The organism is Thermoanaerobacterales bacterium (genome assembly GCA_030019475.1).
Classification (GTDB): Bacteria; Bacillota; Desulfotomaculia; order Desulfotomaculales; family JASEER01; genus JASEER01.
In genome coordinates, this window is the sequence record JASEER010000006.1 from 1 (window position 1) to 16,634 (window position 16,634).

A 16,634-nucleotide genomic window follows, 5' to 3' on the forward strand; every position below is an offset into this window, starting at 1 on the left:
CTCTGGCAAACCCTCGACCCGGTGCTGGTCGTCCTCTACAGGGTTACGGGCCACCCGGTGGCCGACTTCTTCCTGGGCACCATGCTCGTCGCCTTCCTGACGGTTGTCGTGGGCGAGTTTACGGCTTCCATCGTCTACCGGTTGAACGACAGGCACCTCAAGACCCTGAACGCCCGGATGGTGCAGATGCACAACCGCTCGCTGCAGGCCCTGCGGGAAGGGGAAAAGGAGCGGTACAAGAGCGCCAACCGGGAGGCGAACGACGCCTTTGGGCGAGTGTTCTTTAACGCCGTGGCCCTTTCCGCCGCCTACCTGTGGCCCTGTTTCTTCATCCTGGGATGGATGCAGCTGCGGTTTATGGGCATCAACATTCCCGTGCCCTACACCGGCCTGGCGGCCAACTACGTGGTCGTCTTCCTGGTGTGCTACGTCCTGGGACGGATGCTTTTCAATGTCCTGCGTCCCCGGCTGCCCTACTTCAGCGGGGTGCAAAAGTTGCTGGACGAACAGAACAGGGCGGCGCAGGGACTCGATAGTTTCGTTCATTAACTCAACCCCCCTTAAGTTCCCATAGCCTTTCCCGGGCCCGCGGGCGGGACTCGATTCCGGGTCCTGCCCGGGCCGGGAGGGGAATCAAGCGCAGGAGGTGCAAAGATGGCGAGCGCCGAGACTCTGGTTTGGGCCCTGGTCCTGCTGCCCGTTGCGGCCGGGCTGATCGCCCTTCTCCCCCTGGGCGGCGCGGGGCGGAAGGCGCTGTTCGTCCCGGTGGCGCTGGTGATGGCCGGCGCTTCGGTCTACCTCACCGCCGGGGTGGCCGCGGGCGGGCCGATAGCGATAGGCTTGCCCCACTCCTGGGATACGGTCCTGACGGTCCTCGACTTTGCGCTGCTGGCCTACTTCATCTATGCCGGCCTTGCCGCCCGCCACAGCCTGGTGACCGGCCTGGCGGCGGCCGGCGCCCTCGGCCTGGCGTATTTGAAGTTCGCCCGGCTGAGCGGATATACCCCGGCCGAACCCGTTTTCTACATTGACATGCTCTCGGCCGTGATGTGCCTGGTGATCTCCATCGTGGGCTCCCTGATCGTGCTCTACGCGCTCGACTACATGCCGCGGCACGAGGAGCACCTGGGGTTGGAGAAGAGCAGGCAGCCGCAGTTCTTCCTCTTCCTGGCGGGCTTCCTGGGCGTGATGAACGGGCTCGCCTTCGCCGACAACCTGCTCTGGCTTTACTTCTTCTGGGAACTGACCACGCTCTGCTGCTTCCAGCTCATCCGGCACGACCTGACCGGCGAGGCCAAGGACAACGCCCTGCGGGCGCTGTGGATGAACCTGCTGGGCGCCGTGGCCCTTCTGGCCGGCACCGGCCTCGCCTTCCAGCAGACCGGCTCGGTGTCGGTGCAGAAGCTGATCGACATCGGGGGGGCTGGTTCGGGCATTCTTCTGGCTCTTGCCCTGCTATGCTTCACCGGATTCACCAAGGCCGCCCAGGTGCCCTTCCAGAGCTGGCTGCTGGGGGCGATGGTCGCGCCCACGCCGGTTTCCGCGCTGCTCCACTCGAGCACCATGGTCAAAGCCGGCGTGTACCTCGTTCTGCGACTGGCTCCGGCCTACTGCGGCACCACCCTCTCCGATATGATCGGCCTGTTCGGCGGCTTCGTGTTTATGGTGACCTCCATCCTGGCCGTCAGCCAGCCGGTGTCCAAGCGGGTGCTGGCTTACTCCACCATCGCCAACCTGGGGCTGATCGTCTGCTGCGCCGGGATCAACACCGACCTGGCCATCGCGGCGGGCATCGCGCTCATCGTCTTCCACGCCGTGTCCAAGGGCGCCCTGTTCATGGCCGTCGGGATGGTCGAACAGCACATCGGCAGCCGGAACATCGAGGATATGGAAGGGCTGCGCTTCCGGACGCCGGTCGTGGGAGCGGCCATGGTCGTGGGCATGCTCTCCATGCTCTTCCTGCCCTTCGGCGTGGCCTTCTCCAAGTGGGCGGCCATTGAAGCCGCGGGCCTGGAGGAAGGGTGCTTCCTGGTCATCACCGCCTTCCTGGCGGTCGGCAGCGCGGCCACCCTGCTCTTCTGGGCGAAGTGGACCGGGCGGCTGCTGACCGCCGGGGCCGGGCCGCGGGAACGCCGGGAGGACGCGCCGGGCCTGGCCTACCTGGCCGTCACCGGCCTGGTCGCGGGCGCTGTCGTGCTGAGCGTTTTTATCGCGCCCCTGATGAAGCGGCTGGTCATCCCCGCCCAGGTGGGGATGGGCTACGCCAATCCCTTTGACCTGACGGCCTGGAACCTGGTCACCGCGAACGGCTCCTTCACCCCGTGGGCCCTCTTCATCGCCTGCGCGGTCGCGGTCCTGCTCCCGGCGCTCTGGGTCAAGGACCCGGAGGCCGACGGGACGGCTCCCGGTTACCTCTGCGGCGTTAACGTCGACGGCGGCGACGAGAAGTTCTGGTCCGCCGGCGGTGCCGCGGTCCCGGTGGCCACCGGGGGCAGCTACTGGGCCTCGGCCTTCGGCGAGGAGAAGCTGACGCCGGTCTTCAACTGGGCGGCGCTGGCCGGCCTGGCGGCCGTCTTTCTGGGGGTGATCCTATGACCCTGACGACGGTACTGACCGCGCTCGGCGCCCTGGTCCTCGCGCCCCTGGCCGGCGGGCTGCTGTACGGCATCGACCGCAAGGTAACGGCGCGCCTGCAGGGCCGGATGGGGCCGCCCGTCGTCCAGCCGTTCTATGACTTCTTCAAGCTGGCGGCCAAGAAACGTATGATGACCTCCCGCGGCAGCGGCGTCTGGGCCTGGGCCTATCTCCTGCTCACCATGACGGCCTTCGCCCTCTTCTTCCTCGGGCAGGACCTGCTGGTCGTGGTGCTGGTGCTGGCCTTCGCCGGCGGCGCCCTGGCTTACGGCGCCTTCGCCGTGCGCTCGCCCTACGCGCACCTCGGCGCGCACCGCGAGCTTTTACAGATGGCGGCCTACGAGCCCATCCTGCTGCTGACCGTGGTGATGTTCGCGATGGAGACGGGGAGCTTCACGGTTTGCGGGGTCCTGGCCGCCGCGGGCCCCCTGCTCCCGGCCCTGCCCCTGACCTTCCTCGCGGTGCTCATCGCCCTGGGGATCAAAATGCGGAAGTCGCCGTTCGACATCGCCGCCTGCGAGCACGCCCACCAGGAAATCGTGCGCGGCGTCTATACCGAGTACTCCGGGAGGTACCTGGCCCTCATCGAACTGGCGCACTGGTACGAACTGGTGCTGGTGCTGGCCGTCGTCGCCCTCTTCTGGGCGCAGCCGCTGTGGGTCGGGGCCCTGATCGCCGCCGGCGTCTTCCTGCTGGAGCTGTTCGTCGACAACCTCGCCGCCCGCTTGCGCTGGTCGTGGATGGTCACCGCCGGCTGGGGGCTGGGGATCGGTTTCATCATGATCAACATGGTCCTTCTGCGCTGGCTGGCTTAGCGCTGCAGGGGGGAGAGAGAGAGGAGGTGTGTCGCCGGTGGGTTTGGTCGCCACGTCTCGGGTTAAGTCCCCGTGGATCCTCCATTACTGCACGGGCGGCTGCAACGGGTGCGATATCGAAATCCTGGCCTGCCTGACGCCCCTGTACGACGTGGAGCGTTTCGGCATCCTCAATATCGGCAACCCCAAGCACGCCGACCTGCTGGTCGTCACCGGACCCGTCAACTGGAAGAATGCCGACGTGTTGAAGAACCTGTACGAGCAGATGCCGGCCCCCAAAATGGTCATGGCCGTCGGGGCGTGCGCCTGCGGCGGCGGGGTCTTCCACAACTGCTACAACACCCTGGGCGGCGTGGACAAGGTCATCCCGGTGGATGTCTACGTCCGGGGCTGCGCCGCGCGGCCGGAGGCCGTCATCGACGGCGTCGTGGCCGCGCTGGATAAGCTGGCCGGGCTCGGCCGGGGGGAGGGGTAAGGTTTGGAAGAGGTCATTGCCTCCAAGGACCGGATACAGGACGAAGCCAGGAAACTGCTGGACCGGGGCGCCCGGCTGGCGAACCTGGTGTGCATCGACGACGGGGAGACGTTTGAGCTGATTTACGTTTTCCAGGAGGGGCTGGACCTGGTCGACGTCCGGGTACGCGTGGCCAAGGATGAGGAAGTGCCCAGCCTCTCGGGGCTGCAGCTCAGCGCCGCCCTGATCGAGAACGAGGTCAAGGAGTTCTTCGGCCTCAACATCACCGGGCTCGCCATCGACTTCCAGTGCCGCATGCTCCTCGGCGCCAAAAGCCCCCGGACGCCGATGCTGAAGCAGTTGCCGGTCGTACAGTGAGGAGGGCGCCTTATGGGACGAGTTACTTTTCCCTTCGGTCCGCAGCACCCGGTCCTGCCCGAGGCCATCCAGCTGCAGCTTACCTGCGAGGACGAGCGGGTCATCGAGGTGATGCCGGTCATCGGGTACATGCACCGGGGCATCGAAAAGGCGGCCGAGAAGAACCCTTTCGTCAACAACGTTTTCCTGTGTGAGCGGATCTGCGGCATCTGCAGCTTCATTCACGCCCACTGCTACTGCGAACTCATTGAGAATGTAATGCGCATCAAGGCGCCCCCGCGCGCCGCCTACCTGCGGGTCTTCTGGGGCGAGCTTTCCCGCATCCACAGCCATCTCCTGTGGATGGGGCTTCTGGCCGACTCCTTCGGCTTTGAGAGCCTGTTCATGCAGTGCTGGCGGGCGCGGGAGATCGTCCTCGACATCCTGGAGATGACCACCGGGCAGCGCGTCATCCAGTCCTCGTCGGTCATCGGCGGGGTGCGCCGGGACATCAACGGCGAGACGGCCTGCCGGATAAGGAAGATGCTGGAGCGGTTCGGGAAGGAGTACGACGCCTGCTTCGGCGTCTTCAAGAACGACTACACGGTCAAGCAGCGCACCGTCGGGAAAGGTGTGCTGTCCAGGGAACAGGCCTGGGCGCTGGGGGCGGTCGGTCCCACGCTGCGCGGCAGCGGTGTCGCCTATGACGCGCGGATGCTGCGCTACGGCGCCTACGGGGAACTGGGGTTCGAGCCCGTGGTGGAGACCGCCGGCGACAGCTACGCCCGCATGATGGTCCGGGCGCGGGAGATCCACCAGTCGCTGGAGTTGGCCTTCCAGGCCCTCGACAGCCTGCCCGAGTCCGAGCTGGCCGTAAAGGTGGCCGGGTTCCCGGAGGGGGAGGGCATGATCCGCGTCGAGCAGCCGCGCGGCGAGCTGTTCGAGTACGTCAGGGGCAACGGCACCGCCCGCCTCGAACGGCTGAAGGTCCGCACCCCGACCTTCGCCAACATCCCGACCCTGCTGGCGATGCTCCCGGGCTGCGAGCTGGCCGATGTGCCGGTCATCGTGATGTCCATCGACCCGTGCATCGCCTGCACGGAACGCTGACCGCTTAAAAAGGAGGGGTTGCCGGCATGCCTGTGATGAGCCCGCAGTTGATCAAGAACTTCTTTTCCGGTCCCGCTACGCGGGCCTACCCGGCCGTCAAGCGCGCGCCTTTCCCCGAGGGGCGGGGTCATATCGTTTACGACGCCGAACGCTGTGCCTACTGCGGGATCTGTGCCGGTATCTGCCCGGCCGACGCCGTCCGTATGCAGGAGGATCGGGAGAACCTGGTCATCAGGCGGACCTTTGACTCCTTCAAGTGCATCTACTGCAACAGATGCGTCGAACTCTGCCCCAACGGCGCCCTGAAAATGGAGGCGCAGCATCCGGAATCGGCCACGGCCAGGTCGGTGAGGGTGACGGCGGCCGGCAGGTAGGCCGCTCCCGGGAGCGGCGGCGGCCGGCAATCGGAGTCGCCCACTCCGTTTGGCCCAAAATTCTTACAAACAGCACAGATCGATTACAAGTGAAGGCCACCGGCAGCGGCATCAACCGCGCCCCGCGGTGGCCTGAAGCCGTTGAAGCACAATTATTTGACACATGTCAGAAAACTTGGTCCCCATTAGAAGGGGAAAGATCATGCGGGGACGAATACAATATTGATGCGGAGGCGAGGGAGGTGATCCAGGCTATGTCGGGGGACGTTTTGTCGCACGAGGAGGACGCTCTGGTCGTCAACGAACGTGAACACGAGATGCTCTGTAAAACCGGGATTAAAGTGCACTACCCCAAGGGCCAGATCATTTTCTCGGCGGATGAATACGCCGACCGGGTGTACCTGGTCGAGGAAGGGTACGTCAAGATCTACCGCCTTAACCCGGACGGGCGCGAGGTGACGGTGGGCAGCATCAGAAACCCGGGCGAGATGATGGGGCTGGCCGAGACCCTCTATCACGGCACGCGCACCTGTTTCGCCGGAGCCATCACCGATGTTACGCTTGTCATCCTCACCAAGGCGCAGTTCCTGGACGTTCTGACCACCGAACACCGCCTCGCCCTGAAGGTCGCGTCCCTGCTGGGGGCGCGGATGAGGGCCGCCGAAGCGATGGTCTACGACCTGATGTGCTGGCAGGCCCCCGGGCGTCTGGCTCTCATGCTGCTGAAGATCGGTGAGCGTTGCGGGGTGAAGACCAACGAAGGCATCCGCATCAAGCTCAAACTAACGCACAACGAGATCGCCTCCATGATCGGTTCGACGAGGCAGACCGTCACTTCTTTAATGAACACCTTCCGGGACGAGAACTGCATCGCCGTCGACGGGCGGGAAATCGTCATCAAGGACTCCAAGAAGCTGGCCGAGTGGGTGGTTTAGGCCCGGACTTATCTCAGGGTATTCTGCTTTTTATTTCGGGCCGGCCGTTGTTAGCGCCGGCCTTCAATATTTTCAGGGGCGTCGGCTTCTTGACAGTTGCCCCGGCCGATGTAAGACTGAAAAAGGGGCGGTGCTGATGACCGATCTCACCCTGAATGACTATGAGCGCCGGGTGCTCCGCGAGGCCGGGGTCAGGGTGCACTATCCCAGGGGCCAGATCATCTGGTCGGCGGAAGAGGTTGCCGACCGCGTTTACCTGGTCGAGGAGGGATATGTCAAGGTCTACCGCATTGATCCGCAGGGGCGCGAGTTGGCGGTAGAGACCATGCGCAACCCGGGCGAGCTCATGGGGGTCGCGGAGACCCTTTACGGCGGCAAACGCACCTGCTTCGCCCGTGCCGTCACGAATGTGACCCTTGTCGTCCTGACCGGGCGGGAGTTCCTCGCCGTCCTGAACACCGAGCACCGGTTCGCCTTAAAAGTCGCGTCCCTGCTCGGCTCCCGGATGCGGGAAGCGGAGGAGCAGGCCTATAGGCTGGTCTGCTGGCAGGTACCGGGCCGGCTGGCTTTGATGCTCCTTAAACTCGCCCGGGATTACGGGATAGAGACCGGGCGGGGCACCAGGATCGGCATTCAGCTGACTTACAGCGAGATAGCGTCCATGATCGGTTCCACCCGCCAGACCGTGACCTCGCTGATGAACACCTTCCGGGACGAGGGGTGCATCACCGTGGAGGGCAGGGCGATCATCATCAAGGACGCCGAGAAGCTGGCCGAGTGGGTCGTATAAGGACCCCCGGATTACCGGGGGTCCTCGTCTGCCTGCCGGCCTTTGAAGGGAATCCCTAGGATATCTGCGCCTCAGGCCGGTCCTTTTCGGCGCCGGCCTTCAGCTTCTTCAGGTGGTCGTGCATCTCCCGGACGGTGTTGATCCACTCCTTGTAACCGGCGGAGCCGATAATCCGGGAGGCGAACCGCGCCTTATCGATCTCCACCGTGGGCAGCATCTTCTCCCACATCGCCATCCTCCTGGCCGTCAGCTCGTTCCCGTGGTGATGGTGGCAGTTATGATCCGGGCAGCGGCCCACGACCACTCCGTCGGCGCCCATCGACAGGGCCATCAGGACATGGACCGGGCTGACGCTGCCTCCGCACCTGACCCGGATGATGCGCGTCCCCACCGGGTACTCCAGGCGGTTGATGCCCGCAAAGTCGGCGCCCGAGTAAGAGCACCAGTAGCAGAGGTAGCCCAGGATCTTCGGCTCCCCCGGCGGCACGTGGCGGAAGGCGACCTTGAGCTGTTCCTCCAGGTGCTTCTCGGTGTAGTTCGTAAGCTGGACGGCGCCGCTCGGGCAGGCGGCGAGACAGAGGCCGCAGGCCTGGCAGAAGGCCGGGTCGGTGCTGTAGTAGCCGTCCTCGTCCTTCTGGATCGCCCCGTGCGGGCAGACGTTCTGGCAGAAGCCGCAGCCGTTGCAGCGGTCCTTGTCGACCAGCGCGTAGTAGTCGAGCAGCTCGGTGTACCCCCTGTGGTGGTAAGGCAGGGCCCGCGCCACCGCTGAACCGGCCGCCGCCGCGCTCTCATGCACCGATGCCGGCCCGGCCGCGCCGCCCACGACGTAGACCCGGTGGACCGTCGATTCGGTGGGCCGCAGAATGCGGCAGCCCGGCGAGTCGCCGAAGGGGCCCTGGTTGACGGCCGCGAAGCCGTACTTGTCGGGCTGCATCCCGAAGAGCATCCGCAGGTGCGAAGAGTCGCGGTGCGGGTTGAAGGCGGTGGCCAGGACCACCAGGTCGGTCTCCAGCATTTCCGCCGGCCCGGGGAGGGCGGCGTTTCCCGCCGGCAGCGGCTGGCAGCGCAGGGTGACACTCTCGGCGCCGGCCTTCTTCTCGACGGCCGCCAGCCGCCCGCGGATGAAGTTGACCCCTTTCCGCTGCGCCTCGCGGTAGTATTCCTCGGGCGCCCGGTCCACGGTGCGGATGTCGGTGTAGACGACATTGATCTCGACTTCGGGCAGGGCCTTCTTGACCAGCAGGACCTGCTTCAGCGTGTACTCGCAGCAGATCTTGGAACAGTACGGCCTGGGCCCGTCGAGCGGCCGGTCCTTCCGGCCGCCGTCGGCCTCCCGCGAGCCGGCGCACAGGACAAAGGTGATCGACCGCGGTTTCTTTTGCATCCGGTCCAAGTACTGGCCGTACTGCTCGAACTCCAGGCTGCTGAGCACCTGCTCGAGCCGGCCGGCGGACTCCGGCATAGCCTTCTGCACGTCCAGCTCCTCGAAGCCGGTGGCCACCACCACGCTGCCGGCGCGGACCGTCTTTTCGCGCGGCCGGGCGTCGAGGGCGATGGCGCCCGCCGGGCAGGCCGGGACGCACCGGCCGCACCCCGTGCAGGCCCCGGCGTCGATGACGAAGGCGTCCGGGTGGGTGAAGCGGTACGGCTTGTAGATGGCCTTCCGGGTCGAGAGCCCGAAGGCGAACTCGCTGGGGAGCGTTACCGGGCAGACCGCGGCGCACCGGCCGCACTCCACGCACTTGCGGCTGTCGACGTACCGGGGCTTCTGGCGGATGGTGACCTCGAAGTTCCCGTCCACCTTCCGGATGCCGGTCACTTCGGCGGAGGTCAGGAGTTCGATGGCCGGGCCGTGCAGCGCGATGAGCTTGGTGATGTTCGGGAGGATGCAGGAGGTGGAGCAGGTGGAGGGCCAGTTGGGCGTCTGGTAGAGCCTCTCGACCCGCGCCGTCTGTCCGCCGAGGTGGGTGCTCTTTTCCACCAGGGTCACCTTCACCCCGTTGCGGGCATAGTCGAGCGCGGCCTGCATCCCGGCCGGGCCGCCGCCGATGACCAGGGCGCGGTTCTCCAACCGCAGCCGGGCGGGGCGGCGCTCCCTGTTTAGCAGCACCCGCGCGTGGGCCATGGTCAGGATGTCCATCGCCTTGCCGGTCGCCGCCTCCCTGGCGCCCGGGTGCACCCAGGCGCACTGCTCCCGGATGTTGGCGATCTCCACCGCCGCCGTGTCCAGGCCGGTCTCGGCCGCCGCCCGCTTGAAGCGCTGCTCGGGCGCCGCCAGGCTCGTCCGCGGAGAGCACCCGGCGACGATGACCCGGTTGAGGCCGTGCTCCGCGATGTCCTTCCGGAAGGCGGCCAGCCCTTCCTCGCAGAAGTGGCCGTGCCGGCGCACGAAGGCGACGTACGGGAGCGATCCCGCGTACCTGGCGAGGCGGGCAATATCGAGGGCCTCGTCGAGGGTTGATTCGCAGTCGCAGACGAAAACGCCGATGCGCAAGCCGGATTCACACACGGTTGATTCTGGCATGATTCGACAACCCTTCTTTCATATGTTCCTTTCGCCACGAACCCTTTTGCCCACCATTTTAAGGGAGCCTCGCCGCCTGCGCCGTCGCGCCTGTGAACGCCGGGGCGTCGTCTACGCGACAGTACAAGCGTGAGGAGGAAGACGGGCAACAGCGTCCGGGGGGGGGTAGAATAGGAGTTATCCGAGGCAATTGCCGGATCGGGGGGATGGTCTGATGGTTGTCCTAAGTGAGCGCGAGCGCGAGGTCCTGCGCCGGGCCGGCGTCGGGGTGCGCTACCCGAAGGGCCAGATCATTTTCAGCGCCGGGGAATACGCCGACCGTGTCTACCTCATCGAAGACGGGGCCGTCAAGATCTATCGCCTGGACCCCCGGGGGCGGGAGATAACGGTCGGCGGCATCAGGAACCCGGGCGAGATAATGGGGCTTGCGGAAACCCTTTACCGGGCGACGCGGACGTGCTCGGCCCGGGCGATCGCCCCCGTGAAGCTCGTGGTCCTCACCAAGGCCGAGTTCCTCGGTATCCTGGCCGCCGAGCATCATCTGGCCCTCAAGGTCGCATCGGTGCTCGGGGCGCGCCTGCGGGCGACCGAAGGCCTGGTCTACGCCCTGATGTGCCGGCAGGTTTCCGCCCGGCTGGCGCAGTTGCTCCTCAAGATCGGCGAGCGTTACGGGGTCCGGACCGCCCGGGGCGTCAAGATCAAGCTCCCCCTCACCTACGGCGAGATCGCGTCCATGATCGGCTCCAGCCGGCAGACCGTGACCACGCTGATGAGCGCCTTCCGGGAGGACGGCTCGATCGCGATGGAGGGAAAGGGCATCATCATCAGGGACGCCGAGAAGCTGGCGGGGTGGGTGATGAAAGAGGCCTAGTCCGGGAAGCGGCCGTTACAATGCCGGATGACATGATAGGTGGCGATCGCCCCGAGGGTGACCGGGAAGGCGTTGACGGCTGACATTCCGAGAACCGCGACCCACTGTCCCGGCCCGCCCGCGAAGCGGCCGTCGGCGTAGGCGACGAAGGTCAGCAGCGCGAAGGCCCAGAACCAGGCGTAAGGCCGCACCGCCAGGTCGCCGAAGACCGCCTTCACCCAGCCCTTCGAGAACTGCACGATCAGGTTCACCGCGGCCACCATCCCGGCGAAGGTCCGCAGGTAGTCAAGTGTCAGAAAGTCATGGAACTCCGTCACGCCCTCCACCCCTCGTTTTTGCTGTCACTGTATGCCCGCCCGGCGGCGGAGGTGACGCAGGAGCTTACAGGGGGAGTGATAAAAAGCTAAAATAATGGTTAGCATGTAAGCATAGGGAGCGTGAGGGGCATGCTGCGCACCCAGGTCCAGCTCACCGAGCAACAGTTCGCGGCCCTGAAAGCGATGGCGGCGGCCGAAGGGGTTTCCATGGCCGAGTTGATTCGCCGGGGCGTCGATCTCGTCCTGCGCTCCCCCGGTCCGGTTGACCGGGAGGTACGGGTGCGCCGGGCCGTTGCCGCCGCCGGAAGGTTCCGGTCCGGTCTCGGGGACCTGGCGGCCCGGCACGACGACTATCTCATCGAGGCCTTTGAGAAGTGAAGGTCTGGGTCGATACCTCCGCCCTTCTGGCCGTCCTGGACGGCGACGACAGGCACCATGACCGGGCGCGCACGGTGTGGGTTGAACTCCTGCAATCCGGGGCGGTACTGGTTCTGTCCAGCTACATGCTCGTAGAGACCTGCGCGCTGGTGCAGCGCCGCCTCGGCCTTGACGCCTTGCGGGTGTTGCACGAGGACATCCTGCCCTTGGTCCGGGTGATTTGGGTCGATGAAGAAGCGCACCGCCTGGGCGCGACGGCCCTGCTGACCGCGAACCGCCGGCGGCTTTCCCTGGTGGATTGCGTCAGCTTCGCCCTCATGCGCCGGGCGGGGATCAATGAGGCCTTTGCTTTCGACGTACACTTCCGTGAACAGGGCTTCCGCTACCTGGCGGACTAGCATCCATCCGCCGGGCCGGCCTCCGGCCGGTTACCGGGGGTTGAGGCGGCGGCAGCCGGCCGGGAAACATTTCTTGCCGCGGGTGGCGCGGCGTGCTATAATATTTGCGGTTTGATTCCCGGCTGCGGATAGAGAGAGCGAGGTGCTTAGGGTTGAAGAAGGATATCCATCCGAAGTACGAAAAGAAGGCGAAAATCACCTGCGTGTGCGGGGCGACTTTCGAGACCGGCTCGACCAGGAAGGAGATGAAGGTCGACATCTGCTCCCGGTGTCATCCCTTCTACACAGGTACGCAGCGCACGATCGAGACCGGCGGGCGCGCCGAAAAGTTCCGCAAGAAGTACGGCCTGAACAAGTAACGGGGGTGGATGGCAGAGCGGCAGACGGGCTCTGCCATTAATTTATAATACTTATGAAACAGAGAGAGATTACTTACGGCGGGCAGGCGGTCATCGAGGGGGTCATGATGCGCGGGCCGGCCAGTTGGGCGGTGGCCGTGCGGCTGCCGGACCGGTCGGTCGCCGTTGAGCGCCGCCCCGTGGAAACGGTCACGCGGCGCTTCCCGTTTCTAAAGTGGCCCTTCCTGCGCGGCACCGTGGTCCTCATCGAGTCCATGGTCATCGGCCTGCAGGCCTTAAGCTACTCCGCGGCGCAGGCCACGGGGGAGGAGGAGCGCCCCCTGACGCCCTGGGAGATCGGGGGGACGATGGTCGTCGCCCTGGCCCTGGCCGTCGCCCTCTTCGTACTCCTGCCGGTGGGGGTGGCCCACCTGGCCCTGCCCTACGTCCGGGGGACGGTGGGGACCAACATCCTCGAGGGCGTCGTGCGCGTCCTGGTGTTCCTGGCCTACGTCTACCTGATCGGCCTGATGCCGGACATCCGGCGCGTTTTCGCCTACCACGGGGCGGAGCACAAGACGATCAACGCCCTGGAAGCCGGGGCGCCCCTGGAAGTGCGCCACGTGCAGCGGTTCTCGACCCGCCACCCGCGCTGCGGGACCAGCTTCCTGTTGATCGTCCTGGTGGTCAGCATCGCGGTCTTTTCCTTCCTGGCCACCGAGCCGCTCTGGTGGAGGTTTGTCTCACGGCTTCTAATGCTGCCGGTCGTGGCCGGCATTTCCTACGAATTCGTCAAAGCCGGCGCCTGCCGGCTGCAGAGCCCCCTGTGGCGGTTGTTGGTGGCGCCGGGGCTCTGGCTGCAGGCGCTGACCACCAGGGAGCCGGACGACGGGATGGTCGAGGTCGCTATTGCCTCCCTGGACGCGGTCATGGAGCGTGAAGAAGGTGAACGGTAGTGTTTGCGAAGCTGGATAGCCTCGAAGCCAAGTACGAAGAACTGACGGCACAGATCGCCGACCCCGCGGTCATCCAGGACCAGGACCGCTGGCGTCAGTACGTCAAGGCCCACGCCGACCTGGAGGAGGTCGTCGGGGTTTACCGCGCCTACAAGAAACTCGTCGCCGAGACCGCCGACACCGAGGCGCTCCTGGAGGAGGAGAAGGACCCCGAGATGCGCGCCCTGGCCGAGAGCGAGCTGGAGGCGCTGCGCGCCCGCCGGGAGGAGACCGAGCAGCGCCTGCGGGTGCTGCTCCTGCCCAAGGACCCCAACGACGAGAAGAACGTCATCATGGAGATCCGGGCCGGCACCGGCGGGGAGGAGGCCGCCCTCTTCGCGGGGGACCTCCTGCGCATGTACCTGCGCTACGCCGAGCGGCAGGGCTGGAAGGCCGAGATGCTGGACGCCAACATGACCGACCTGGGCGGCGTGAAGGAAGCGGTCGTCAACATCACCGGGCGGGGGGCCTACAGCCGCCTCAAGTTCGAGAGCGGCGTGCACCGTGTGCAGCGCGTGCCGGCGACCGAGTCCGGCGGCCGCATCCACACCTCGGCGGCCACCGTCGCCGTACTGCCGGAGGCCGGGGAGGTCGACATCGAGATCAAGCCGGAGGAGATCCGGGTCGACGTCTTCTGCTCCAGCGGCCCGGGCGGCCAGTCGGTGAACACCACCCAGTCCGCGGTGCGCATCACCCACCTGCCCACGGGCATCGTCGTCTCCTGCCAGGACGAGAAGTCCCAGCATAAGAACCGGGACAAGGCGATGAAGGTCCTGCGCGCCCGCCTCCTCGACCGGGCCGTCCGGGAGCGCGAGGCCCAGATCGCCTCCACCAGGCGCAGCATGGTGGGGAGCGGCGACCGCAGCGAGCGCATCCGGACCTACAACTTTCCGCAGAACCGGGTCACCGACCACCGTCTGAACCTGACCCTCTACCGTCTTGAGACCGTGCTCGAGGGCGACCTGGACGAGCTGGTCGAGGCGCTCATCACCGCCGACCAGGCCGAGCGCCTCAAATCCATCAGCCAGTTTTAAGTAAGGGGTCAGGCCCCTTACTTAAAACGCCTGGACGTCACTGTGCATTGTAATATGGGTAACCAGTCTAAAGCCTGCCAACTTACACTTACCGCGCCCGACCCTCCGGTGGCCGAGGCCCTCGCCTGGGCGCGCGGGCTCCTGCGGGGGGCCGGGGTCGAAACGGCGGCCCTCGACGCCGAGGTCCTGCTGGCGGCGGCACTCAACGGCGACCGCGTTACGCTGTACCGCGCTCCCGAGCGCCGGCTGACCCCGGCCGAGCGGGAGCGTTTCGTTTTTCTGGTGGGGGAGCGCGCCCGGCGCCGGCCGGTGGCCTACCTGACCGGCCGCAAGGAGTTCATGGGCCTGGAGTTCCGCGTCACCCCGGACGTGCTCATCCCCCGGCCCGAGACCGAAATCCTGGTCGGGCTGGCCCTGGAGCACCTCCGCGGCCGCCCGGACCCCGTGGCCCTCGACGTCGGTACCGGCAGCGGGGCCGTCGCCGTCAGCCTGGCCGTCCTCGAGCCGCGGGCGCGGGTCTGGGCGACCGACGTTTCGCCGGCCGCCCTCGCCGTGGCGCGCGGGAACGCGGCGCGGCACGGCGTGTCCGACCGTGTGACCTTCCTGGAGGGCGACCTCCTGGACCCCGTCCCGGAGGACACCGTCCGGCGCGCCGACCTGCTGGCGGCCAACCTGCCGTACGTCCCGGCGGCGGAGATCCGCGGGCTCGCGCCGGAGGTCCGCGCCGAGCCGCGCCTGGCCCTCGACGGCGGCCCGGACGGCCTCGACCTCTACCGCCGGCTCGTGCCGCGGGCGGCGCGCCTTTTGCCCGCCGGGGCGCTGGCCCTGCTGGAGATCGCGCCTTACCAGGCGCCCGCGGCCCGGGCCCTGTTCCGCCCGGCGGACTGGTCCGCGGTACGGTGCCACCGGGACCTGGCGGGCCGGGAGCGGGTGATCGCCGCGATAAGGAGGGGATAGCCTTGGAAGGCAACCAGGCCGCCCTGGCCCTGACCGTCTTCGCCGTCACCTACGCCCTGGTCGTCTCCGAGCGCCTGCACCGCGCCGTGGCGGCCATGGGCGGGGCGGCGGTCGTCGTCTTCACCGGCCTCCTGGACCAGGACGAGGCCGTCGCCGCCATCGACTTCAACACCCTGGGCCTGCTCATCGGCATGATGGTCATCGTCACCATCACCCGGGAGACCGGCCTCTTCGAATACCTGGCCGTCCGGGCCGCCCGCGTCGCCCGGGGCGAGCCCGTGCGGATACTGGTGGGCCTCGGCCTGGTGACGGCCGTCCTCTCGGCCTTCCTGGACAACGTCACCGCCGTCTTCCTGATCGTGCCGGTCACCTTCGCCCTGACCCGCCGGCTCCAGCTCAGCGCCATCCCCTTTCTAATCACCGAGATCCTGGCCTCCAACATCGGCGGCACGGCCACCCTCATCGGCGACCCCCCGAACATCATGATCAGCGCGCCCGCGGGTCTCGGCTTCGTCGACTTCCTGGCCAACCTCGCCCCGATCGCCACCGTGGTGCTAATCGTCACGACGGCTATCCTTTACTTCCTTTTCCGTCCCCAACTGCACACCGAACCGGAACTAAAAAAGAAAATCCTGGCCATTGAGCCGCGCGATTACCTCCACGACCGCCGCCTCTTGCGGCAGTCGCTGCTGGTTCTCGGGCTTACCCTGGCCGGGTTCATCCTGCACCAATATATCCACCTGCCCGCGGCGAGCATCGCCCTGGGCGGCGCCACGGTCCTCCTGATTGTCACCCGCAAGGACCCCGAAAAGCCCTTCCGGGGCATCGAATGGCCGACCCTCTTCTTCTTCGCCGGGCTTTTCGTCATCGTCGGCGCCCTGGAGGCCACCGGCGTCATGGAACGGGCGGCCCGGGCGGCCCTCGACCTTACCGGGGGACGCCTCCTGGCGACCGGGATGGCCCTGCTGTGGGTTTCGGCGCTGGCCTCGGGCCTCGTGGACAACATCCCCTTCGTCGCCGCCATGATCCCCCTGTTGCAAGAGATGGGCCGCCTCGGCGCCGTCGTCGACCTCGATCCCTGGTGGTGGTCCCTGGCCCTGGGGGCCTGCCTGGGCGGCAACGGGACCCTGGTGGGGGCGGCGGCCAACGTCATCGTCGCCGGCCTCGCCGAGAAGAACGGCACCCCCATCGGCTTCTGGGACTTCTTCCGCTACGGCTTTCCGCTCATGCTCCTCTCGGTGGCGCTCGCCGCCGTATACCTGATAATTTTTCACCTGCGGGGCTGAGCCGGGCGGGGCCGGCAACAACAAAGGGCGGCGCCGCCGCCGCCCCCGCCGTAGGTTCCCGTCCATC

At 66.7% G+C, this 16,634-nt stretch carries 19 protein-coding genes; 17 read left to right on the forward strand and 2 right to left on the reverse strand.

The genetic code is table 11. The annotated features are described in order from the left end of the window. The 9 genes from QMC81_02555 to QMC81_02595 form a co-directional block, all read left to right on the forward strand. Positions 1 to 549 (forward strand): hypothetical protein (locus QMC81_02555; protein MDI6906357.1); only part of this gene is annotated, 549 nt, incomplete at its 5' end. A 105-nt stretch (positions 550 to 654) separates the two neighbouring features. Next, positions 655 to 2,595 (forward strand): proton-conducting transporter membrane subunit, encoded by a 1,941-nt coding sequence (locus tag QMC81_02560; GenBank protein ID MDI6906358.1) that lies wholly within the window; start codon positions 655 to 657, stop codon positions 2,593 to 2,595. Then, positions 2,592 to 3,449 (forward strand): NADH-quinone oxidoreductase subunit H, encoded by an 858-nt coding sequence (locus tag QMC81_02565; protein MDI6906359.1) that lies wholly within the window; start codon positions 2,592 to 2,594, stop codon positions 3,447 to 3,449. Before QMC81_02560 ends, QMC81_02565 begins: the two co-directional genes overlap by 4 nt. Positions 3,450 to 3,486: 37 nt before the next feature. Next, on the forward strand, positions 3,487 to 3,924 hold the full coding sequence (locus QMC81_02570; protein MDI6906360.1) for an NADH-quinone oxidoreductase subunit B family protein: 438 nt from the start codon (positions 3,487 to 3,489) through the stop codon (positions 3,922 to 3,924). A 3-nt stretch (positions 3,925 to 3,927) separates the two neighbouring features. Beyond that, positions 3,928 to 4,281 carry an NADH-quinone oxidoreductase subunit C gene (locus tag QMC81_02575; protein MDI6906361.1) on the forward strand — a complete coding sequence of 118 codons (354 nt, stop codon included), beginning with the start codon at positions 3,928 to 3,930 and terminating at the stop codon, positions 4,279 to 4,281. Between the two features lie 12 nt (positions 4,282 to 4,293). Then, positions 4,294 to 5,370, forward strand: a complete 1,077-nt coding sequence (locus QMC81_02580; GenBank protein MDI6906362.1) for a nickel-dependent hydrogenase large subunit — start codon at positions 4,294 to 4,296, stop codon at positions 5,368 to 5,370. 26 nt (positions 5,371 to 5,396) lie between these two features. Further along, positions 5,397 to 5,744, forward strand: coding sequence for a 4Fe-4S dicluster domain-containing protein (locus tag QMC81_02585; GenBank protein ID MDI6906363.1), 348 nt, complete (start codon positions 5,397 to 5,399; stop codon positions 5,742 to 5,744). 254 nt (positions 5,745 to 5,998) lie between these two features. After that, a complete protein-coding gene (locus tag QMC81_02590) occupies positions 5,999 to 6,679 on the forward strand; it encodes a Crp/Fnr family transcriptional regulator (GenBank protein ID MDI6906364.1) in 681 nt (226 codons plus the stop codon). A 136-nt stretch (positions 6,680 to 6,815) separates the two neighbouring features. Next, positions 6,816 to 7,469, forward strand: coding sequence for a Crp/Fnr family transcriptional regulator (locus tag QMC81_02595; protein ID MDI6906365.1), 654 nt, complete (start codon positions 6,816 to 6,818; stop codon positions 7,467 to 7,469). A 55-nt stretch (positions 7,470 to 7,524) separates the two neighbouring features. On the opposite strand, the gene QMC81_02600 is transcribed toward QMC81_02595, so the two are convergent. Then, positions 7,525 to 9,993 (reverse strand): hydrogenase iron-sulfur subunit, encoded by a 2,469-nt coding sequence (locus tag QMC81_02600; GenBank protein MDI6906366.1) that lies wholly within the window; start codon positions 9,991 to 9,993, stop codon positions 7,525 to 7,527. A 214-nt stretch (positions 9,994 to 10,207) separates the two neighbouring features. Between QMC81_02600 and QMC81_02605 the strand changes: the two genes are divergently transcribed. Beyond that, the gene (locus tag QMC81_02605; protein ID MDI6906367.1) at positions 10,208 to 10,864 is read left to right on the forward strand and encodes a Crp/Fnr family transcriptional regulator; all 657 of its coding nucleotides are present in this window, start codon (positions 10,208 to 10,210) and stop codon (positions 10,862 to 10,864) included. Here QMC81_02605 and QMC81_02610 read toward each other — a convergent pair. Next, positions 10,861 to 11,181, reverse strand: a complete 321-nt coding sequence (locus tag QMC81_02610; protein MDI6906368.1) for a hypothetical protein — start codon at positions 11,179 to 11,181, stop codon at positions 10,861 to 10,863. The genes QMC81_02605 and QMC81_02610 overlap by 4 nt on opposite strands. Before the next feature lie 129 nt (positions 11,182 to 11,310). Here QMC81_02610 and QMC81_02615 point away from each other — a divergent pair, with 129 nt between their 5' ends. From QMC81_02615 to QMC81_02645, 7 genes are all read left to right on the forward strand, one after another. Further along, positions 11,311 to 11,559 carry a ribbon-helix-helix protein, CopG family gene (locus QMC81_02615; GenBank protein ID MDI6906369.1) on the forward strand — a complete coding sequence of 83 codons (249 nt, stop codon included), beginning with the start codon at positions 11,311 to 11,313 and terminating at the stop codon, positions 11,557 to 11,559. Further along, entirely contained in the window at positions 11,556 to 11,957 is a 402-nt protein-coding gene (locus QMC81_02620) for a PIN domain-containing protein (GenBank protein MDI6906370.1), read from the forward strand. The genes QMC81_02615 and QMC81_02620 overlap by 4 nt, the downstream gene beginning before the upstream one ends. A gap of 152 nt (positions 11,958 to 12,109) precedes the next feature. Beyond that, positions 12,110 to 12,316 (forward strand): 50S ribosomal protein L31, encoded by a 207-nt coding sequence (gene rpmE, locus QMC81_02625; protein MDI6906371.1) that lies wholly within the window; start codon positions 12,110 to 12,112, stop codon positions 12,314 to 12,316. Between the two features lie 53 nt (positions 12,317 to 12,369). Further along, positions 12,370 to 13,251, forward strand: coding sequence for a DUF1385 domain-containing protein (locus QMC81_02630; GenBank protein ID MDI6906372.1), 882 nt, complete (start codon positions 12,370 to 12,372; stop codon positions 13,249 to 13,251). Next, on the forward strand, positions 13,251 to 14,324 hold the full coding sequence (prfA, locus tag QMC81_02635; GenBank protein MDI6906373.1) for a peptide chain release factor 1: 1,074 nt from the start codon (positions 13,251 to 13,253) through the stop codon (positions 14,322 to 14,324). Before QMC81_02630 ends, prfA begins: the two co-directional genes overlap by 1 nt. A gap of 108 nt (positions 14,325 to 14,432) precedes the next feature. Next, positions 14,433 to 15,281, forward strand: coding sequence for a peptide chain release factor N(5)-glutamine methyltransferase (prmC, locus tag QMC81_02640; protein ID MDI6906374.1), 849 nt, complete (start codon positions 14,433 to 14,435; stop codon positions 15,279 to 15,281). Positions 15,282 to 15,283: 2 nt separating this feature from the next. Then, positions 15,284 to 16,567, forward strand: a complete 1,284-nt coding sequence (locus tag QMC81_02645) for an ArsB/NhaD family transporter (GenBank protein ID MDI6906375.1) — start codon at positions 15,284 to 15,286, stop codon at positions 16,565 to 16,567. Positions 16,568 to 16,634: the final 67 nt, after the last annotated feature.

Excerpts from the sequence above, each read along its gene's own strand:
- QMC81_02580 (MDI6906362.1), top strand. The coding sequence starts at position 4,294 with ATGGGACGAGTTACTTTTCCCTTCGGTCCGCAGCACCCGGTCCTGCCC.
- QMC81_02615 (MDI6906369.1), top strand. The coding sequence starts at position 11,311 with ATGCTGCGCACCCAGGTCCAGCTCACCGAGCAACAGTTCGCGGCCCTG.
- QMC81_02585 (MDI6906363.1), top strand. The coding sequence starts at position 5,397 with ATGCCTGTGATGAGCCCGCAGTTGATCAAGAACTTCTTTTCCGGTCCC.
- QMC81_02560 (MDI6906358.1), top strand. The coding sequence starts at position 655 with ATGGCGAGCGCCGAGACTCTGGTTTGGGCCCTGGTCCTGCTGCCCGTT.
- QMC81_02565 (MDI6906359.1), top strand. The coding sequence starts at position 2,592 with ATGACCCTGACGACGGTACTGACCGCGCTCGGCGCCCTGGTCCTCGCG.
- QMC81_02595 (MDI6906365.1), top strand. The coding sequence starts at position 6,816 with ATGACCGATCTCACCCTGAATGACTATGAGCGCCGGGTGCTCCGCGAG.
- QMC81_02600 (MDI6906366.1), bottom strand. The coding sequence starts at position 9,993 with ATGCCAGAATCAACCGTGTGTGAATCCGGCTTGCGCATCGGCGTTTTC.
- QMC81_02590 (MDI6906364.1), top strand. The coding sequence starts at position 5,999 with ATGTCGGGGGACGTTTTGTCGCACGAGGAGGACGCTCTGGTCGTCAAC.
- QMC81_02630 (MDI6906372.1), top strand. The coding sequence starts at position 12,370 with ATGAAACAGAGAGAGATTACTTACGGCGGGCAGGCGGTCATCGAGGGG.
- QMC81_02605 (MDI6906367.1), top strand. The coding sequence starts at position 10,208 with ATGGTTGTCCTAAGTGAGCGCGAGCGCGAGGTCCTGCGCCGGGCCGGC.